Here is an 18,327-nt window from a genome sequence, read left to right on the forward strand (position 1 = left end):
ATGTACAAAAAATCCATACTTTATACCATTTCTTCTAGGAGTATGATAGATTTTGCTTCTTTCTTTAACTTGCATCGGACTTCAAATAGGGGTAAAATACCCCTTAGACAAAATGATGAACCAATTTTGAAAGGATTGTGTCAACATGGCAAATGAATTTAGAATTTGTGATGATTGTCAGGCAACAAACGTCAAAACGTTGTTACCTCGACTTAAAAAAATAGATGAACAAGCTGAAGTACAAATCGGTTGCCAGTCTTACTGTGGGCCCGGACGTAAAAAGTCATTTGCATTTGTAAATAACCGTCCTGTAGCAGCGCCAACAGAGGATGAACTAATCGAGAAGATTGAGAAAAAAGTAAAAAAATAGATAGTGAAACAATAAATAGCTGCTTTTCTGCTACTTATTTGTCGAACGAGCTTCTTACAAACAGAATCGCCTTGTTTGTTAGGTAAATCACCTTGGTTGCTTGACAAGGTGATTTTTTATTCTGAATAGGAAAATAGGAAGTGAGTGTCGAAAAATTATAGCAACAACAAAGTGAAGATAGAGAGGTATGTAAATGACATATCCTAATGAAAAACTCAGTGAAGAAAAAGTATTTAAAGATCCTGTTCACCGCTATATCCATGTAAGAGATCGTGTTATTTGGGAGCTAATTGGGACAGCCGAATTTCAAAGGCTGCGTCGTATTAGACAGCTAGGAACGACATACTTAACGTTTCATGGGGCTGAGCACAGCCGTTTTAGTCATTCCTTAGGTGTTTATGAAATTGTGCGCCGTATTATTGATGACGGCTTTCAAGGACGCCCTGAATGGAATGAAGATGAGCGTCTTCTTTGTCTTTGTGCTGCTTTACTGCACGATTTAGGTCACGGTCCGTTTTCACATTCGTTTGAGAAGGTTTTCCACTTAGATCATGAAGAATTTACACAAGCCATTATCGTAGGTGACACAGAGGTAAATCAAGTGTTGACGAAAGTAGGAAAGGATTTTCCTAAAAAAGTGGCCGAAGTAATCGCGAAAACATATGAAAATAAGCTTGTCGTTAGTTTAATTTCCAGTCAAATTGATGCAGATCGCATGGATTATTTGCAGCGTGACGCTTATTACACAGGAGTAAGCTACGGTCACTTTGATATGGAACGAATTCTTCGTGTTATGCGTCCTCGGGAAGACCAAGCCGTGATTAAACACAGCGGTATGCATGCGGTTGAAGATTATATTATGAGCCGCTATCAAATGTACTGGCAAGTGTATTTTCATCCTGTTACGAGAAGTGCTGAAGTTATTTTGACAAAAATTTTACATCGTGCGAAAGAGCTCCATCATCATTACTATGAGTTCAAGCAGGAGCCCACTCATTTTTATTCGATTTTTGAAGAAGAAATATCGCTAAAAGAGTATTTGAAATTAGATGAATCTGTTATTTTATTTTATTTTCAAGCATGGGAAGAAGAAGAGGATGAAATTTTATCTGATCTATGCCGAAGATTTATGAATCGTCAGCTTTTTAAATACATTGAGTTTAATCCAAATTCACAAATGAAAATGTGGATGGAGCTTACAACACTTTTTAAAAAAGCGGGCATTAACCCAGATTATTATTTAGTCGTCGATTCTTCAAGCGACTTACCATACGATTTTTATCGACCGGGTGAAGAGGAAGAACGTTTGCCGATTCATCTGTTGATGCCAAATAATGAAGTGCGTGAATTATCACGTCAGTCGGAGATTGTTGAAGCAATTTCAGGGAAAAAGAGAACCGATCATAAATTATATTTTCCACAAGATCTCATTGATCAATTGTCGTCTAAGCGAAAAGTTAAAGATCAGATTATAAACTTACTAAAAGGAGATCAGAGTTAAATAGTATAGGAGTTGAAGGGGCTGTGTTAAACGATCACGCAAAGATTGTGAAAGTATTTTCCGCGGCGGGAGAAGTTGTTGGCAGAAAAAAGTTACAAAAGATGATATTTATCGGAAAAAAACTGAAGTTTCCTTTTTATGAAAAGTATAATTTTCACTTTTTTGGACCTTATTCTGAGGAATTAACGCTTCGAATTGAAGAGCTGTGTAACTTAGGCTTTTTAAGTGAAATTAAAGAGAAAAAAGGCGGGTATATGCAGTATCGCTACGTATTAACAGAAGCGGGAGAAGGATTTTTAAGTCACTATGACTTAGAGCTTCCACACTTGCAGGAATGTATGAAGGATATGAACGAACAAAGCTCTAAATTTTTGGAGCTCGTCTCTACGATTTTATATTTTGATAATTTACCTAAAGAAGAAGTAAAAGAAAAAGTGTTTACGTTAAAGCGTAAGCAAAATTATACAGAAGAAGACATTGCAGAAGCATACGAATATATTGAAAAACTTCAGGCAACTCTGTCTGTGCATTAAAAAGATGCCATAGGTCAACTCCTATGGCATCTTTTTTATGTAGGCGTTATTGATCGCTCATGCGCTTGCCCGCTACAGCGTAATGGTTTTTAGACATTTCTTCGATGATAATGGATACTTTTTCAGGTGATGCACCTGTTGTTTCTACAACAGCATCCGTTACTTTTTCAACAAGAGCTCTTTTTTGATCATCTGTACGCCCCTCAAGCATCTTAACAGTTACAACTGGCATAATGTGTACACTCCTTTTTGGTCAGTATATGATTAGTGTACCCGTTTTCTGAATAAAATGACAGTATGAGGTAGTGATGCAGGTCATAATCTGTAGTATACTTTTATCATAACATCGATGCAGAAAACCAGGTGTGGCCAAAGGGAGCCCATGTCTGGTTTTTGAGACCTTTGAGGCCATATTCAAGAAGCCTTGTATCCTTTTTAGCGTAAGCAAACGTTTTATCTAGTAGATATGATGTGTAGAAATTATTTTAAAATAAAGGAGATAAAGAGTGGAACATTTTTTAGCTTTTTCATTGCAAGACCTTCCTTACGTGGTGATGACCCTTATTGTTGCATTCACACTGCATGAGTTTGCACATGCGTATGTAGCTTATTTATTTGGAGACCACACGGCTAAAAAGCAAGGAAGGCTAACGCTTTCTCCGCTGGCTCATTTAGATCCATTTGGAACGCTTTTGTTAATTATCGCAGGTTTTGGGTGGGCGAAGCCGGTTCCTGTTAATCGCTATTTCTTTAAAAAGCCTCGTTTAGCTGGTATTCTAGTATCGATAGCGGGACCGTTTAGCAACTTGGTGTTGGCATTTATCGGCTTGCTTATTTACTATTTGATGAATAATGCCGCAGTGGACAACGATGCGCTTTATCGTTTTGTTACATTATTTATTCAAATAAACCTAACACTAGGTGTATTTAACTTGTTGCCTTTTCCGCCTTTAGACGGCTACCGCGTGATTGAAGACCTCGTTCCGCCGTCTACGCGAGCTAAAATGACGCAGTATGAGTCTTGGGGTATTTTTGTATTTTTGATTCTTGTGATTACACCTCTGGATCGAATTATGATCTGGCCGCTTCTAAACGGAGCAGCAACGTTTGTTATGAATATCTTTCAGCAGATATTAGCACCACTGATTTAATGAATAGAGGAGGCTTACTATGACTCAGCCAAAAAAGAAAAGTATAGGATTTAATATCATAAAAGACGATTCAACCGACGGCCACGGTGGCTACGGAGTTGGAGCGTTAAGTTTAGAAAACATTTCACCCGTTTTTGTTTGTCCGAGCGACGAAGAAGTATTTGTGGATATCGGTGCGATGCATGCAAGAAGTGTAGTAGAAAAAGGAATTAAGTTCTTACCGAATAAAGACGAGGTGCCAAATGGCAAGTTATATTGGCTTGTATGGGTAACGATTGATCGTAAGCAAGAAGGACCTTACTACGCAGGTATGACAGCATGTGAAATGACCGTTGATCGTGAAATTCGCCGCGGCTATAAGTCACTTCCTGAACATGTGAACAAAATGGATAAATCTTTAAAACGACGCATTATGGTAGAAGAGATGGATAACAAGTCTAAGGCTTTGCTTCGCGAGTTTTTGAAGTCTCATAATGAAGAAATCTGGACGTTATCTAATGATGACTTAAAAGAAGCGCTTCAAACATCGTAATGCTAAAAAAAGCTTAAGGCCTTGGCCTTAAGCTTTTTTTAATCAAACCATTTTGGTAGCCAATGAAACTTTTTATTCTCTGCTTCATGCTGTTTTTTCTTCGTTTTTGCTGCATGATCGATGTGGTCAGTACAATATGTTTTCGGCTGTGTTCCAGTTAAATAATAAGCTTTATATTGAACAGGGCATGATTTGGATGCTAACTTTCCATTTTGAGGATTAATGTTTACGCTCATTAATCCATTTGGTGCTTTAAACTTTTCTTTTTTCTTTCCTTTTAAAGCATCTTCCATAAATAGCGCCCACATTTTTTTTGCGTATCCTTTTTCAGCTACATCATCCATTGTCCTTCCTTGATCATATCCAACCCAAACGCCTGAAACGAGCTGAGGAGAGTAGCCAATCATCCAGCTGTCCGTAGAGGTTGTGCCGGATTTTCCCGCGTAAGGACGAGATACATATTTAGAAATAGGCTTTCCTGTGACGGTTGTATAGCCATTTAGCTTTTGATTAAACATGCCTGTCATTAAATGGGTAGTAAGAAAAGCATAGCGTTTATCAATGACTTGTTTCCGTTCAGAAGGAGCTTGATAAACAACTTCTCCATCATGGGTTTCAATTCGTTTAATAAATGTTGGACGAATTTCTTTTCCGCCATTAGCAAAGATGCCGTACGCATTAACCATATCAATGACTTTGACAGGTGAAGTTCCAAGAGCTAAAGATGGAACTTTCTTTAAAGGTGATGATATACCAAGTGTTTTAGCGGTTTCGATCAAGCGGTTTTCCCCAATGAACAAATGCGTTTTTACCGCATAAATGTTGTCTGAAAGTGCGATGGCTTGAGCCATTGTAATAGGAGCATCTGCATAATAGTTGTGATAGTTACTAGGTGTGTATGTCGAAACACCATCTTCTAATTTGAACGTCGTTTCTTCACTTTTCATTGGAGTGGATTCAGTAAAACCATCTTTTAACGCCGCATAGTATAAAAATGGCTTCATCGTTGAGCCAGGCTGTCTTATTGCTTGAGTAGCGCGATTAAACGGGCTCTTTTCATAATTTCTTCCACCAATAAGAGCTTTCACTTGTCCATTTTTAGGATTCATCGCAACAAATGCACTTTGTACGTCTGAAGAGCTGCTGATAACATCTTTCATTTTTTCTTCTGCCGTTCGCTGCATCTTTTCATCCAGCGTTGTATAAACGCGAAGTCCATTTGTATAAATCATGGTTTCGTCAATGCCTAAATCTTGCTTTAATTCTGCTAGCGCTGCATCCATAAAGTAAGAAGCATCTTCTTTATTAGGATCTTTTTCGGCAGGCTTTGCGAATGCTAGAGGTGTTACAAGCGCTTTTGTTGCTTGCTTGGCTGTGATAATTCCATCCTCTTTCATAAGAGATAAAATGATATTTTGTCGTTTTTTTGCATTTTCTTGATGAATAAGAGGAGAGTAGTAGCTAGGGCCTTTTGGAATACCTGCTAACATACTCGCTTCACTTAATGTCAAATTTTTGGCATGCTTATCAAAATACAGCCTAGCTGCCGCTTCAATTCCATAAGCTCCATGGCCGTAGTAAATCGTATTCATGTAGCCTTCTAGAATTTGGTCTTTACTATAATTCATTTCTAAACGAATCGTATAGAGAGCTTCTTGAAGCTTTCGAGTCCATGTTTTGTCGTGCTCTAAAAACAAGTTTCGTGCATACTGCTGAGTAATGGTACTCGCACCCTGTACTTTCCCCATAGCTTTTATATCAGCTACAACTGCTCCGGCGATTCGATGCATATCAAAGCCGTGATGCTCATAAAAACGCTTATCTTCAACGGCTAAAGTCGCATCTTTTACGTAAGGTGAAATTTGATTAAGTGAAACCCAGTAGCGCTTTTGTCCATTGTGAACTTCATCAAGAACTTTACCGTTTGCTGAGTAGAAAACAGCTGTTTGAGAAACATTTAGCGGAGGGGGGCCAGCGATTTTGGCGTAGAGAAAGATGCTTATGTAGGCAAACAACAATAAAGCCCCCGCTAATATACCAAGGACGAGAAGAATTCGGAAGATGCGTCTTGCCTTTTTTAAATGTTCGGTTAATACCGTTTCCATTTCTATTCACCACCAATATGTGTCACTATGCACCGTACATGTTGTTTTCAACACAACAAAATTCTATTAAAAGAGCGGTGCAAGTAGATTCTAAAGCTTGTATCTATCATCAGTATGAAATAGAAAAGGTGGTTTTAAACCTCCATTGCTAAAAATTTTACTTGCTTTTTTGCTGAATTCATCTATACTTTTTTCATGTTTGTATAAATTATGTTAGGGTAATCTATGCATAGGTTAATTCTCAAAATAGAAGGGAAGAGTTTGAAATGGAATTATGGTTCACAGAAAAGCAAACAAAGAACTTTGGTATTACAGCTAAAATTAATCGCACTTTACATACAGAGCAAACGGAGTTTCAAAAATTAGACATGGTTGAAACAGAAGAGTTTGGTAACATGCTCCTACTTGACGGTATGGTTATGACAACGGAAAAAGATGAGTTCGTTTATCATGAAATGGTTGCGCATGTACCGTTATTTACGCATCCAAATCCAGAAAACGTACTAGTTGTAGGTGGAGGAGACGGAGGCGTAATCCGTGAAATCTTAAAACACCCAAGCGTAAAAAAAGCGACGTTAGTTGATATCGATGGAAAAGTTATTGAGTACTCGAAAAAATTCTTACCTTCAATTGCGGGCAAACTAGAAGATCCTCGTGTTGATGTACAAGTAGATGACGGATTTATGCACATCGCTAAAAGCGAGAACGAATACGATGTCATTTTAGTGGATTCAACAGAGCCAGTAGGTCCAGCTGTGAATTTATTTACAAAAGGATTCTATGCAGGTATCTCAAAAGCACTTAAAGAAGATGGTATCTTTGTTGCTCAATCGGACAATCCTTGGTTCACGCCAGAACTTATCTCAAATGTTCAGCGTGATGTAAGAGAAATCTTCCCGATTACACGTCTATACGTAGCAAATATTCCAACATATCCAAGCGGTTTATGGACATTTACAATGGGTTCAAAGAAACATGATCCATTAGAAGTAAGCGAAGATCGTTTCTTCGATATTGATACAAAGTATTACACAAAAGAATTGCACAAAGCCGCATTTGCTTTACCTAAATTTGTGCAAGATCTTATTAAATAAGTTAGCACATACAAGTGAGATGCCAGAGGTTTAAGGCTGGCATCTTTTCTATGAATAATGAAGGAGGAACAAAATATGCGTTTTGATGAAGCTTATTCAGGTAATGTATTTATCGGCAGTCACCCTGTTTTTGAAGAAAGTGAAGCGGTTCTTTACGGAATGCCAATGGACTGGACAGTTAGCTATCGTCCAGGTTCACGATTTGGCCCAACTCGTATTCGTGAAGTATCAATTGGATTAGAAGAATACAGCCCGTATTTAGATCGAGAGCTAGAGGAAGTAAAATATTTTGATGCAGGAGATATTCCACTTCCATTTGGGAATCCTCAGCGCAGCTTAAATATGATTGAAGAGTATATCGACCAGCTTTTAGCAGCAGACAAGTTCCCATTAGGCATGGGCGGAGAGCATTTGGTTTCTTGGCCTGTTATGAAAGCTATGTATAAAAAATACCCGGATTTGGCCATTATCCATATGGATGCTCATACAGACCTTCGTGAAGAGTATGAAGGAGAACCACTTTCTCATTCCACTCCGATTCGTAAAGTTGCAGAACTAATCGGACCGGAGAATGTTTATTCATTTGGTATTCGCTCAGGAATGAAAGAAGAATTTCAATGGGCAAAAGAAAACGGCATGCATATTTCAAAATTTGAAGTTCTAGAGCCGTTAAAAGAGATTCTACCAACACTTGCAGGTCGTCCTGTTTATGTAACAATTGATATCGATGTATTAGATCCAGCGCACGCTCCTGGTACAGGAACAGTAGATGCGGGCGGTATCACATCAAAAGAGCTTTTAGCTTCTATTCACGCAATTGCTAAATCAGATCTTCGCATTGTCGGAGGAGATTTAGTAGAAGTAGCTCCAATTTATGATCCGTCTGAACAAACAGCTAATACAGCAAGCAAGCTTATTCGCGAAATGATCTTAGGCTGGGTACAAAAGAAATAAATAAAGTAAAAGGCGGCCGCTGTGGCTGCCTTTTTTATTTGGAATATGTGAATGCGTCACGTACTGTAAAAAGGTGAATTCTCGGCGTATCTATCATATTTCCTTTGAAGTATTATTGAATTCTTTCTTTAGAATGTTTATACTATTTAAGTTATAACGTATTCATTTTAATAAGGAAGTGTCTTTTGTGAGTAACGCTTCAGAAGTCAAGAAACCCATTGAAGTTAAAATTGTGACGGATATCCGCGATGGTCACCGAAAAGAGACAACATCGGTAAATGCAAAAGGTATGTATTATGAAAAAGGATCGAAAATTTATCTTACATACACAGAGCGCCAAGAGGAAATCGGAGATATTAGAACAATGGTGAAAATTAGCGAAGATGAAGTATCAATTAATCGAACCGGTGCTGTTCAAATGAAGCAATCGTTTCGTAAAAAGGTACAGATCGAAGGAACTTATATAAGCCCTTATGGACGTATGGATTTACTGACATTCGCTCATAACATTGAATATAAACAAATGACTCAAAAGGGTCGATTATTTTTAACGTATGATCTAGAAGTACAGGGTCAGCCTACCGGGAAATATGCGCTAACCATTACATTCAAGGAGGAGAAAAAATGAACATCGTCGAACAAGTGCAGCAAAAATTAAAAGCTGAAATTCAAGATGCTGTGGTCAAAGCAGGACTTGCTGAAAAAGCAGAACTTCCAGAAGTTCTATTAGAAACCCCAAAAGATAAAACACATGGTGATTATTCTACCAATATGGCTATGCAGCTAGCTCGTATTGCAAAAAAAGCACCGCGTGTTATCGCTGAAGAGCTTGTAGCAAACTTCGATAAATCAAAAGCATCTATCGAGAAAATTGACATTGCAGGCCCTGGATTCATCAACTTTTATATGAATAACTCTTATTTAACAGAGCTTATCCCAACGATTGTAAAAGCTGGTGAAGCGTACGGTCAAACAAACGTAGGGAACGGACAAAAAGTACAAGTTGAGTTTGTTTCAGCTAATCCGACAGGGGATTTACATTTAGGACATGCCCGCGGTGCTGCAGTTGGAGACTCATTATGTAATGTTCTTGAAAAAGCAGGTTACGATGTGTCACGTGAATACTATATTAATGATGCTGGTAACCAAATTAATAACCTGGCTTATTCAGTAGAAGCACGCTACATGCAGGCTCTTGGTTTAGAGAAAGGAATGCCTGCAGACGGCTATCATGGTGCTGACATTATAAACATCGGAAAAGAGCTAGCAAAAGAGCACGGAGACAAGTATGTAAATGCCTCTGAAGAAGAGCGATTTGAATTCTTCCGTCAATACGGGTTAGATTATGAGTTAGCTAAATTAAAGCGTGATCTTGAACAGTTCCGTGTGAAATTTGACGTATGGTATTCTGAAACGTCTCTTTATAAAAATGATAAAATATCAGTTGCACTTGAAACGCTGAAAAAACAAGGCCATGTATATGAAGAAGAAGGTGCTACGTGGTTCCGTTCTACGACATTTGGTGATGATAAAGACCGTGTGTTAATTAAAAATGACGGTTCATTTACGTACTTAACACCAGATATTGCGTATCACCAAGACAAAATTCAACGCGGATTTGATAAGCTAATTAACATTTGGGGAGCCGACCACCATGGATATATTCCTCGTATGAAAGCGGCGATTCAAGCGCTTGGTTATGAAAAAGATACGCTTGAAGTAGAAATCATTCAAATGGTTCAACTGTATCAAAATGGCGAAAAAATGAAGATGAGCAAACGTACAGGTAAAGCAGTAACAATGCGTGATCTAGTAGAAGAGGTAGGCCTTGATGCAACTCGCTACTTCTTTGCGATGAGAAGTGCAGATACACATTTAGACTTTGATTTAGATTTAGCTGTTTCTCAATCTAATGAAAACCCTGTATACTACGCGCAGTATGCTCATGCCCGTATTTGCAGTATTCTTCGTCAAGGTGAAGAGATGGGGATTCAATCAACATCTGACGCTGACCTTTCATTAATTAGTGCAGAAAAAGAAACGGAACTGCTGAAGAAAATCGGAGAGTTCCCTCAGGCCGTAGCGGAAGCAGCAACAAAACGTATTCCGCACCGCATTACAAACTATGTATTTGATCTTGCTTCTACGTTCCATAGCTTCTATAATGCAGAAAAAGTATTAGACAGCGATAATGTAGAAACAAGTAAAGCGCGTATTGAACTAGTGAAAGCTGTTCAAGTAACGCTTCAAAACTCCTTAAAACTAATTGGTGTTTCAGCACCCGAAAAAATGTAACAAAAAAAGAGCCTCTTGGCTCTTTTTAAATTTAAAAAGCAAGCGTGGCACCTCCCGTACGCTTTACCCCTCTCATTGATGCTAAATCTTCCACTAATTTTAGCAGCGCTTTATCTTTTAACTTTGCTTCAATCATTACGTCAAAATCTTTTCCAATATCTTTAGCTATTTGCAAAAAAGGTGCGATAAAATCAGTTGAGACATAATCAGAGTGACTTCTGAATTCTTTTTCAGATTTAGGAGAAGAGATATGTACTTTTGGTTTTAACCCGATATGTTTCCACGTGTCAAAGATACGAGGGAGCAATAATGCAAGAAGTTCTTCTCCTTCATTTGCTTTGTGGTGGTGATAATCAAAGAGGAGAGGGACTTTCTCTTTTTCGCATACAGCTAATGTTTCTTCAGTTGTGTATGTTTTATCATCATTTTCAAGAGTCATGCGCTTTTTAATGACAGGTGGCAGCGTTTGAATGTTTTCATGAAATCGACCGATCGCCTTTTCTTTATTGCCATAGGCTCCTCCTACATGAATATTAATAAGAGCTTGATCGGCTACTCCCATCGCTTCAAGCATTCTATAGTGATAATCCATATCTTTTACCGCATTTTCTGTAATATGTTTTTTGTCGCTTGTAAATAATGTGAACTGATTGGGATGAAAACTCACGCGCAGCTGATGATTCCGAATCAATTCTCCTATCTCTGACCAATCGTCTTGGAACGCATCAATGTAATTCCAATCTACTTCAGGATGAGTAGCTAAAGGGACAAGAGAAGATGATAATCGATACAGCATAATTTCATGGGCAATATTAAAATGTAAAGCGCGCTTAGTATGATTCAAATTTTGTTTTGTGACGTAATGAAGCTTATCCAGCCTCTCATCTTTTTTCATTTTCCCCCATCTAGTAAACGTGAGAGTCTTCGCAGGTGAGCAGTCCCAAAGCGACAGGGCATGTGATACATAGCCAAATCTAATTTTCATTATAAATTTTCCTCTTTTCGTTCATTAAAGTAACGGAGAAATAAAGGTTGCAAATCCTTGCTTTAGTTTTTCACTCCATTTTCGGTTTTTGACGTCTTCTAAAGACAAAACTGGGCATTCCCCCATACAAGCTTTAAAGCTGTTCTTTACCTCTTCAATGTATGTGGCATCGTAGATTAAACAGTTAATTTCAGCGTTTAAAAACAAGCTTCTTTTATCAAAATTAGCCGTTCCTACATCGCAGATAACATTGTCTGCAATTAATACTTTTGCGTGGTAAAAACCGTAATAATATTGATAAATCATGCAGCCTGCTTGAAGTAATGTAGGAAGATAGGCAAATGCAGCATGATGAACAAGCGGTTGATCTGCACGCATTGGAATCAATATATGAACTTGTACTCCCCGTGCACGAGCTTGCAATAAAGCATTCATCAAAGGTTCACTTGGAATAAAATAAGGAGTACCTATGTACAATTCCCTATTGGCTTGGTTGATAATCGATAAAAAGCTTTCTTCAAGTGAAAAACCTTCAGTTGACTGTAGCTGAATAACATAGTCTCCTTCAGAGGTTGGTGGAAAGTATCTTTCCACTTTACGCAGGTCTATGCCGGTAGCAGCATACCAGTCGCTCAACAGCTGCATTTGAAGATCTTGGATACCTTCACCTTCCATACGCAGGTGGTAATCTTTCCACACCCCAAGCTTGGCGTCAAGTCCTAAATATTCTCTTCCGATATTAAAACCGCCAATGTAGCCAACTTTCCCATCAATAACGGCCATTTTACGGTGATTGCGTGCGTTGAGTGTATAAAACAAATAAGGCCACCGTAGCGTTCGACTGTAAGCAAAATGAACACCTTGTTTCTTTAAGAATGCAATTTTGTTTTTCTTGATTTTATAGCTTCCCACACGGTCTACCAATAACCGGACTTCAATATTTTGCTGTGCTTTTTGGACTAGTAAATCTAAAAAATCTTGACTAATTTCATCATTTTGTACGATGTAAAACGATAAATGGATAAACGAAGAGGCATTTTCTATTTCGTGAAATAGATCTTTATACAAGACATTCCCGTCTGCGAACAAAAAAAGAGAAGCACGGCGCTTTGGAAATGTATTTTCAGCCTGAGAAAATACTTTCTTTCCAACGCCAAGGTCAATTGCAAGCCAAGCAATAAAAATAATAAAAAGTAAAATTACAACCATGCCGCTCATCATGTCACCTCTTTTCCCGATGTAAATACATTTTATGTTGTTCTTAGTGTCACCTTGTTTAAATAGAATATGAACAAAAGAACGAAAAGATATTGACTGAATGCTCATTCATTATATACAATGAAAACAGATATATTATCAGAAAATTTAGTCGTCAGGAGGAAAGAAAGGTAACAAACTATTCAAGGAGGGGACGAGATGACAGGGTTGCTGTGGGTGAATTTTCTCTTTTTTATTATTGTAACCGCTTACGCTGCTTCTTTGTTTGTATATTTAATTCGCACACGCATTGAGTATATTCAATTAGGGAAAAAAGTTGAATTTGATCAGCGGTTAAAAGAAAGACTGCAAAAAATTTGGGTGAACGTGTTTGGACAAAAGAAGCTGTTAAAAGATAAAAAAAGTGGAATTATGCACGTCATGTTTTTTTATGGGTTTATTTTAGTTCAGTTCGGCGCGTTAGACTTCATTATAAAAGGTTTGCTTCCAGGTAAACATTTGCCGCTTGGACCTTTATATCCCGGTTTTACATTTTTTCAAGAAATTGTGACGTTTTTGATTTTAGTAGCAGTTGTCTGGGCTTTTCACCGTCGCTACGTAGAAAAGCTTGTGCGTTTAAAAAGAGGGTTTAAATCTGGGTTAGTACTGATTTTTATTGGAGCACTTATGCTGTCAGTGCTTGTCGGAAACGGTATGTCAATCATCTGGCATAATCATGAACCGTCATGGACAGAACCGATTGCGTCATCGATTGCGATCTTGTTTAAGGGAATCAATGATATTGCCGCTATCTCCATTTTTTATGTTTCATGGTGGATTCACTTAGCCGTGTTATTGACGTTTTTAGTATATGTTCCTCAATCAAAACATGCTCATTTACTGGCTGGACCGGCTAATGTATTTTTTAACCGTGTTTCTAAGCCAGGTAAGCTTGAAAAGATTGATTTTGAAGACGAGACCCAGGAGACGTTTGGGGTTGGAAAGATTGAAGAATTCACGCAGCATCAGCTTATTGATTTATATGCCTGTGTGGAATGCGGTCGATGTACGAATATGTGTCCGGCAACGGGTACAGGGAAAATTTTATCTCCAATGGATTTAATTTTAAAGATGCGCGATCACTTAACAGAAAAAGGAGCGGTTGTGACATCCAAGGCACCTTGGGTTCCTACGTATGCATTCTCCAAAACAAAAGGAAATCAGCTGGCGATGATGGCGGCCGGTCAAGGCGGAGCAGAGGCTGCAGCAACAGCGGAATATAATCCCGCTTTAATCGGAGATGTCATTACGGAAGAAGAAATTTGGGCATGTACAACGTGCCGAAACTGTGAAGATCAATGTCCCGTAATGAACGAGCATGTAGATAAAATCATAGATTTACGACGTTTTTTAGTATTAACTGAAGGAAAGATGGACGCGGATGCTCAGCGTGCCATGACGAATATTGAACGTCAAGGAAACCCTTGGGGATTAAACCGAAAAGAGCGTGAAGAATGGCGGCATGTAAGAGAAGATGTTCACATTCCGACTGTTAAAGAAGTAAGTAAAGCTGGTGAAACGTTTGAGTATTTGTTCTGGGTAGGTTCGATGGGATCTTATGATAACCGCAGCCAAAAAATCGCTCTATCGTTTGCAAAGCTTCTCAATGAAGCGGGTGTTTCATTTGCGATTTTAGGAAATAAAGAAAAAAATTCTGGTGACACGCCGCGCAGGTTGGGCAATGAATTTTTATTCCAAGAGTTAGCTTCTAAAAATATCGCTGAATTTGAAAAAAATGAAATCAAAAAAATTGTTACGATTGATCCACATGCTTACAATATTTTTAAAAATGAATATCCAGATTTCGGTTTTGAAGGAGAAGTGTATCATCACACAGAATTACTAGCTATGTTGGTGAAAGAAGGTAAGCTGTCACCAAAACACGCGGTTAATGAAAAAATCACCTTCCATGATTCCTGTTATTTAGGAAGATATAACGAAGTATACAGTGCACCAAGAGAAGTTTTGAAAGCGATTCCAGGTGTTAGTTTGATTGAAATGGATCGCAACCGTGAAAATGGCATGTGCTGTGGAGCAGGAGGAGGGTTAATGTGGACGGAAGAAACGACCGGCCAGCGCATTAATGTAGCGCGCACGGAACAAGCCTTAGCCGTTAACCCAAGCATTATCAGTTCAGGTTGCCCGTACTGCTTAACGATGCTAAGTGACGGAACAAAAGCAAAAGAAGTAGAAGAAAAGGTTCATACGTATGACGTAGCAGAACTGCTTGAAAAGTCAATTTATGGCGACGTGCAAGAACAGGTTTCATAAAGGAGAAGTAGAGATGGTCTTCATCTCTACTTTTTACAGAAAGGGAATTGAGCAAGCGTTCAATCGGCAAGGCCAAAGATTAGGAAAAAGAGGAGGAAACAATAGTGGGGAAAACAGTTATTGTGAGTGCAGTTCGAACACCTTTTGGAAAATTAGGTGGCATCGTAAGTGGACTAAAAGCGGCAGAGCTAGGCGGGAAAGCGATTCAAGCAGCGTCAAAGGGACGTACAGAAATTGATTCCGTTATTATGGGATGCGTGCTGCAAGGGGGCCAAGGACAGCTGCCTTCTAGGCAAGCCATGCATTATGCAGGTTTACCGTGGCAAGTAGAGACGGAAACCATTAATAAAGTTTGTGCATCAGGCATGCGCAGTATTACAACTGCTGACCAGCTGATTCGATTAGGAGAAGCAAAAACAATCATTGCAGGTGGAATGGAATCGATGAGTAATGCACCGTACCTTCTTCCAAAAGCAAGATGGGGGTTCCGTATGGGAGATAGCATTGTGACGGATTTGATGGTTCATGACGGTTTGACATGCAGCTTTACAGGGGTTCAAATGGGTACGTATGGAAATGAAATAGCTTCTGAAATGGATATTTCCCGAGAAAAGCAGGATGAATGGGCCCTTCGCAGTCATCAATTAGCAGTAGAGTCAGAAGAGAAAGGGAGATGGACCGCAGAAAGAATTTCAGTTGATATTCCGTCTAAAAAAGGAACGATAACGGTTCAAAAAGATGAAGGACCAAGAAAAGACACGTCGTTAGAAAAACTTTCTTCTCTTCGGCCTGTATTTGGTCACAGCGGAACCATTACAGCAGGAAATGCACCTAGCGTGAATGACGGAGCAGCTGCGCTCATGCTAATGGATGAAGAAGTGGCAAAAGCAAATGGCTATGAGCCGTTGGCTACGATTGTAAACCATACTTCTCTTGCGATGGAGCCAAGGGAATTTCCGAAAACGCCTGGGTTTGCTATTAACAAGCTATTGCAAAAAACAAATAAGACAGTAGACGATATTGCGCTGTTTGAAATCAATGAAGCTTTTTCAGCAGTAGCGTTGATGAGTATGGAAATTGCAGGGCTTCCGGCTGAAAAAGTAAATGTCAACGGCGGGGCTGTAGCACTTGGACATCCGATTGGAGCAAGCGGCGCCCGTATTGTTGTAACGCTCATTCATGAATTAAGACGACGAGGCGGCGGACTAGGCATTGCTTCTATTTGCAGCGGCGGCGGCCAAGGTGATGCCATCATGGTAGAAGTATAAAAGGGGGATACCAACTTGAATATTGAAACAGTTATGGTTATTGGAGCAGGTCAGATGGGAGCAGGCATTGCGCAAGTATTTGCTGCGAGCGGATATCAAGTTTCTTTGTATGACGTTGATCAAAAAAATACACAAAAAGGAATAGAAGGTATTGATAAACGTCTGAAAAAGCAGGTGGGAAAAGGTTCTCTCTCAGCTAAGGAATATGAAGAAATTATGGAGCGCCTTCACCTGGCAAACGAAATAACAGCAGCACAAAAAGCAGATTTAATTGTCGAAGCGGTTGTGGAAAAGATGGAAGTCAAGCAAGCCATTTTTGCGGAGTTGGATTCGTTAGCCCCGAATCATACTGTTTTAGCAACCAACACGTCTTCGCTTCCTATTACTGAAATTGCAGCTGTGACCACTCGACCTGAAAAAGTAATTGGCATGCACTTTATGAATCCTGTTCCGGTGATGAAACTCGTTGAAATTATTAGAGGGCTGGCTACTACCGATGAAGTGTATCAAGCAGTCTATGAAACAACGAAAAAATTAAATAAAACCCCGGTGGAAGTTCATGATTTTCCAGGGTTTGTTTCAAATCGAATTTTAATGCCAATGATTAACGAAGCTGTGTTTACGCTCTATGAAGGTGTAGCAAACGAAGAGGATATTGATCAAGTGATGAAACTAGGAATGAACCATCCAATGGGACCTTTGACATTAGCAGATTTCATCGGCCTCGATACATGTTTGTTTATTATGGAAACGCTTCATAAAGGATTTGGTGATGACAAATATCGGCCTTGTCCATTGCTTAGGAAATATGTAAAGGCAGGGTGGCTTGGTCGAAAAACAGGAAAAGGATTTTTTACGTACGAAACATAAAGGAGTGGCGAAATGATCTTTTTTACGTCTGAACAACACATGATTAAAAAGATGGTAGCTGATTTTAGTGAAAAAGAAGTCGCTGCGGCTGTGCCAAACATGGAAAAGGGTGAATTTCCTCGAGGTTTATTAAAGCAGATGGCTGATCTGGGCCTGATGGGCATTCCCGTTCCTCAAGTATACGGAGGGGGCGGACTGGACTTTGTGTCGTACATGATTGCCATCCACGAAATATCAAAAGTAAGTCCAGCCCTCGGCGTCATTTTGTCTGTTCATACTTCTGTAGGTACGAATCCTATTGTCGTATTTGGGACGGAAGATCAAAAACAAAAATATGTAAAAAAACTAGCGACAGGTAAATATTTAGGTGCTTTTTGTTTAACAGAACCTAGTGCAGGGTCTGATGCTGCAAGCTTAAAAACAAAGGCAGAACGAAAAGGAGACCACTATCTTTTAAATGGCTCAAAGCTTTTCATTACAAACGGTGGAGAAGCGGATACGTATATTGTATTTGCTAAAACGAACCCCGAACGCGGGTCGAGAGGGATGAGCGCTTTTATCGTTGAAAAGACGATGGAGGGATTTTCAGTAGGAAAAGATGAACATAAGATGGGTCTTCACGGTTCTCGAACGGTTCAACTGCACTTTGAAAATATGCAGGTGCCTGTAGAAAATCGTCTCGGAGAAGAAGGTGAAGGCTTTCGAATTGCGATGGCTAATTTAAATGCCGGAAGAATTGGTATTGCTGCTCAGGCGGTAGGAATTGCTGAAGGTGCGTTAACGGCAGCTAAAAACTATGCAAATGAACGATATCAATTCGGAAAACCGATTTTATCTCAGCAGGGTATTGCCTTTAAGCTGGCTGATATGGAAACGGCTGTTGAATCAGCGAAGCTTTTAATGTATAGAGCGGCTTTTTTATATGATCAAAAACTTCCTTGTAAAAAAGAAGCCTCAATGGCGAAATTGTTTGCTTCCCAAACAGCGATGAATGTAGCAATCGATGCGATTCAAGTTTTGGGAGGCTATGGTTATATGAAAGATTATCCAGTAGAGAGGTATTTTCGCGATGCCAAAGTATGCGAAATCTACGAAGGTACAAGCGAAATTCAGCGCATCGTCATTAGCAGTCAATTATAGG

At 39.2% G+C, this 18,327-nt stretch carries 17 protein-coding genes; 13 read left to right on the forward strand and 4 right to left on the reverse strand.

Features of this window, described 5'->3' with window-relative positions; translation table 11 throughout:
* Positions 1–145: 145 nt before the first annotated feature.
* From POF52_RS18755 to POF52_RS18765, 3 genes are all read left to right on the forward strand, one after another.
* Positions 146–370, forward strand: a complete 225-nt coding sequence (locus POF52_RS18755) for a DUF1450 domain-containing protein (protein ID WP_013059850.1) — start codon at positions 146–148, stop codon at positions 368–370.
* 193 nt (positions 371–563) lie between these two features.
* Positions 564–1,871: an HD domain-containing protein gene (locus POF52_RS18760; RefSeq protein ID WP_013059849.1), complete on the forward strand. Its 1,308-nt coding sequence runs from the start codon at positions 564–566 to the stop codon at positions 1,869–1,871.
* A 23-nt stretch (positions 1,872–1,894) separates the two neighbouring features.
* Complete coding sequence (locus POF52_RS18765) at positions 1,895–2,404, forward strand: YwgA family protein (RefSeq protein ID WP_013085498.1); 510 nt, start codon at positions 1,895–1,897, stop codon at positions 2,402–2,404.
* 46 nt (positions 2,405–2,450) lie between these two features.
* Here the strand turns inward: POF52_RS18765 and POF52_RS18770 are convergent, their stop codons facing one another.
* Positions 2,451–2,636, reverse strand: coding sequence for a 2-hydroxymuconate tautomerase (locus POF52_RS18770; protein ID WP_013085497.1), 186 nt, complete (start codon positions 2,634–2,636; stop codon positions 2,451–2,453).
* 274 nt (positions 2,637–2,910) lie between these two features.
* Here POF52_RS18770 and POF52_RS18775 point away from each other — a divergent pair, with 274 nt between their 5' ends.
* Positions 2,911–3,555, forward strand: coding sequence for a site-2 protease family protein (locus POF52_RS18775; RefSeq protein ID WP_271994050.1), 645 nt, complete (start codon positions 2,911–2,913; stop codon positions 3,553–3,555).
* A gap of 19 nt (positions 3,556–3,574) precedes the next feature.
* The gene (locus POF52_RS18780) at positions 3,575–4,087 is read left to right on the forward strand and encodes a YwhD family protein (RefSeq protein ID WP_013085495.1); all 513 of its coding nucleotides are present in this window, start codon (positions 3,575–3,577) and stop codon (positions 4,085–4,087) included.
* A gap of 38 nt (positions 4,088–4,125) precedes the next feature.
* Here POF52_RS18780 and POF52_RS18785 read toward each other — a convergent pair whose 3' ends face one another.
* Positions 4,126–6,192: a transglycosylase domain-containing protein gene (locus tag POF52_RS18785; RefSeq protein ID WP_074896238.1), complete on the reverse strand. Its 2,067-nt coding sequence runs from the start codon at positions 6,190–6,192 to the stop codon at positions 4,126–4,128.
* Between the two features lie 266 nt (positions 6,193–6,458).
* Between POF52_RS18785 and speE the strand changes: the two genes are divergently transcribed.
* From speE to argS, 4 genes are all read left to right on the forward strand, one after another.
* Entirely contained in the window at positions 6,459–7,286 is an 828-nt protein-coding gene (gene speE, locus POF52_RS18790; protein ID WP_013059843.1) for a spermidine synthase, read from the forward strand.
* Between the two features lie 75 nt (positions 7,287–7,361).
* Positions 7,362–8,240, forward strand: a complete 879-nt coding sequence (gene speB, locus POF52_RS18795; RefSeq protein ID WP_013059842.1) for an agmatinase — start codon at positions 7,362–7,364, stop codon at positions 8,238–8,240.
* Positions 8,241–8,427: 187 nt separating this feature from the next.
* Positions 8,428–8,868: a DUF1934 domain-containing protein gene (locus POF52_RS18800; protein ID WP_014457736.1), complete on the forward strand. Its 441-nt coding sequence runs from the start codon at positions 8,428–8,430 to the stop codon at positions 8,866–8,868.
* Complete coding sequence (gene argS / locus POF52_RS18805) at positions 8,865–10,535, forward strand: arginine--tRNA ligase (protein ID WP_176585192.1); 1,671 nt, start codon at positions 8,865–8,867, stop codon at positions 10,533–10,535. Before POF52_RS18800 ends, argS begins: the two co-directional genes overlap by 4 nt.
* A 31-nt stretch (positions 10,536–10,566) precedes the next feature.
* Here argS and uvsE read toward each other — a convergent pair whose 3' ends face one another.
* Positions 10,567–11,520 carry a UV DNA damage repair endonuclease UvsE gene (gene uvsE / locus POF52_RS18810; RefSeq protein WP_271994058.1) on the reverse strand — a complete coding sequence of 318 codons (954 nt, stop codon included), beginning with the start codon at positions 11,518–11,520 and terminating at the stop codon, positions 10,567–10,569.
* Positions 11,521–11,544: 24 nt separating this feature from the next.
* On the reverse strand, positions 11,545–12,738 hold the full coding sequence (cls, locus tag POF52_RS18815; protein WP_013085490.1) for a cardiolipin synthase: 1,194 nt from the start codon (positions 12,736–12,738) through the stop codon (positions 11,545–11,547).
* A gap of 198 nt (positions 12,739–12,936) precedes the next feature.
* Between cls and POF52_RS18820 the strand changes: the two genes are divergently transcribed.
* The 4 genes from POF52_RS18820 to POF52_RS18835 all read left to right on the forward strand — a co-directional run bounded on the left by POF52_RS18820 (position 12,937) and on the right by POF52_RS18835 (position 18,326).
* Complete coding sequence (locus tag POF52_RS18820) at positions 12,937–15,048, forward strand: (Fe-S)-binding protein (protein WP_271994061.1); 2,112 nt, start codon at positions 12,937–12,939, stop codon at positions 15,046–15,048.
* Positions 15,049–15,152: 104 nt separating this feature from the next.
* A complete protein-coding gene (locus POF52_RS18825; RefSeq protein ID WP_271994063.1) occupies positions 15,153–16,316 on the forward strand; it encodes an acetyl-CoA C-acetyltransferase in 1,164 nt (387 codons plus the stop codon).
* A gap of 15 nt (positions 16,317–16,331) precedes the next feature.
* Positions 16,332–17,186 carry a 3-hydroxybutyryl-CoA dehydrogenase gene (locus tag POF52_RS18830; protein WP_016765937.1) on the forward strand — a complete coding sequence of 285 codons (855 nt, stop codon included), beginning with the start codon at positions 16,332–16,334 and terminating at the stop codon, positions 17,184–17,186.
* 12 nt (positions 17,187–17,198) lie between these two features.
* Complete coding sequence (locus POF52_RS18835) at positions 17,199–18,326, forward strand: acyl-CoA dehydrogenase (RefSeq protein WP_016765936.1); 1,128 nt, start codon at positions 17,199–17,201, stop codon at positions 18,324–18,326.
* Position 18,327: the final 1 nt, after the last annotated feature.

Source organism: Priestia sp. AB, assembly GCF_028369225.1.
GTDB lineage: Bacteria > Bacillota > Bacilli > Bacillales > Bacillaceae_H > Priestia > Priestia megaterium.

Excerpts from the sequence above, each read along its gene's own strand:
- POF52_RS18755 (WP_013059850.1), top strand. The coding sequence starts at position 146 with ATGGCAAATGAATTTAGAATTTGTGATGATTGTCAGGCAACAAACGTC.
- POF52_RS18760 (WP_013059849.1), top strand. The coding sequence starts at position 564 with ATGACATATCCTAATGAAAAACTCAGTGAAGAAAAAGTATTTAAAGAT.
- POF52_RS18770 (WP_013085497.1), bottom strand. The coding sequence starts at position 2,636 with ATGCCAGTTGTAACTGTTAAGATGCTTGAGGGGCGTACAGATGATCAA.
- POF52_RS18780 (WP_013085495.1), top strand. The coding sequence starts at position 3,575 with ATGACTCAGCCAAAAAAGAAAAGTATAGGATTTAATATCATAAAAGAC.
- POF52_RS18785 (WP_074896238.1), bottom strand. The coding sequence starts at position 6,192 with ATGGAAACGGTATTAACCGAACATTTAAAAAAGGCAAGACGCATCTTC.
- speE (WP_013059843.1), top strand. The coding sequence starts at position 6,459 with ATGGAATTATGGTTCACAGAAAAGCAAACAAAGAACTTTGGTATTACA.
- speB (WP_013059842.1), top strand. The coding sequence starts at position 7,362 with ATGCGTTTTGATGAAGCTTATTCAGGTAATGTATTTATCGGCAGTCAC.
- argS (WP_176585192.1), top strand. The coding sequence starts at position 8,865 with ATGAACATCGTCGAACAAGTGCAGCAAAAATTAAAAGCTGAAATTCAA.
- uvsE (WP_271994058.1), bottom strand. The coding sequence starts at position 11,520 with ATGAAAATTAGATTTGGCTATGTATCACATGCCCTGTCGCTTTGGGAC.
- cls (WP_013085490.1), bottom strand. The coding sequence starts at position 12,738 with ATGAGCGGCATGGTTGTAATTTTACTTTTTATTATTTTTATTGCTTGG.
- POF52_RS18820 (WP_271994061.1), top strand. The coding sequence starts at position 12,937 with ATGACAGGGTTGCTGTGGGTGAATTTTCTCTTTTTTATTATTGTAACC.
- POF52_RS18835 (WP_016765936.1), top strand. The coding sequence starts at position 17,199 with ATGATCTTTTTTACGTCTGAACAACACATGATTAAAAAGATGGTAGCT.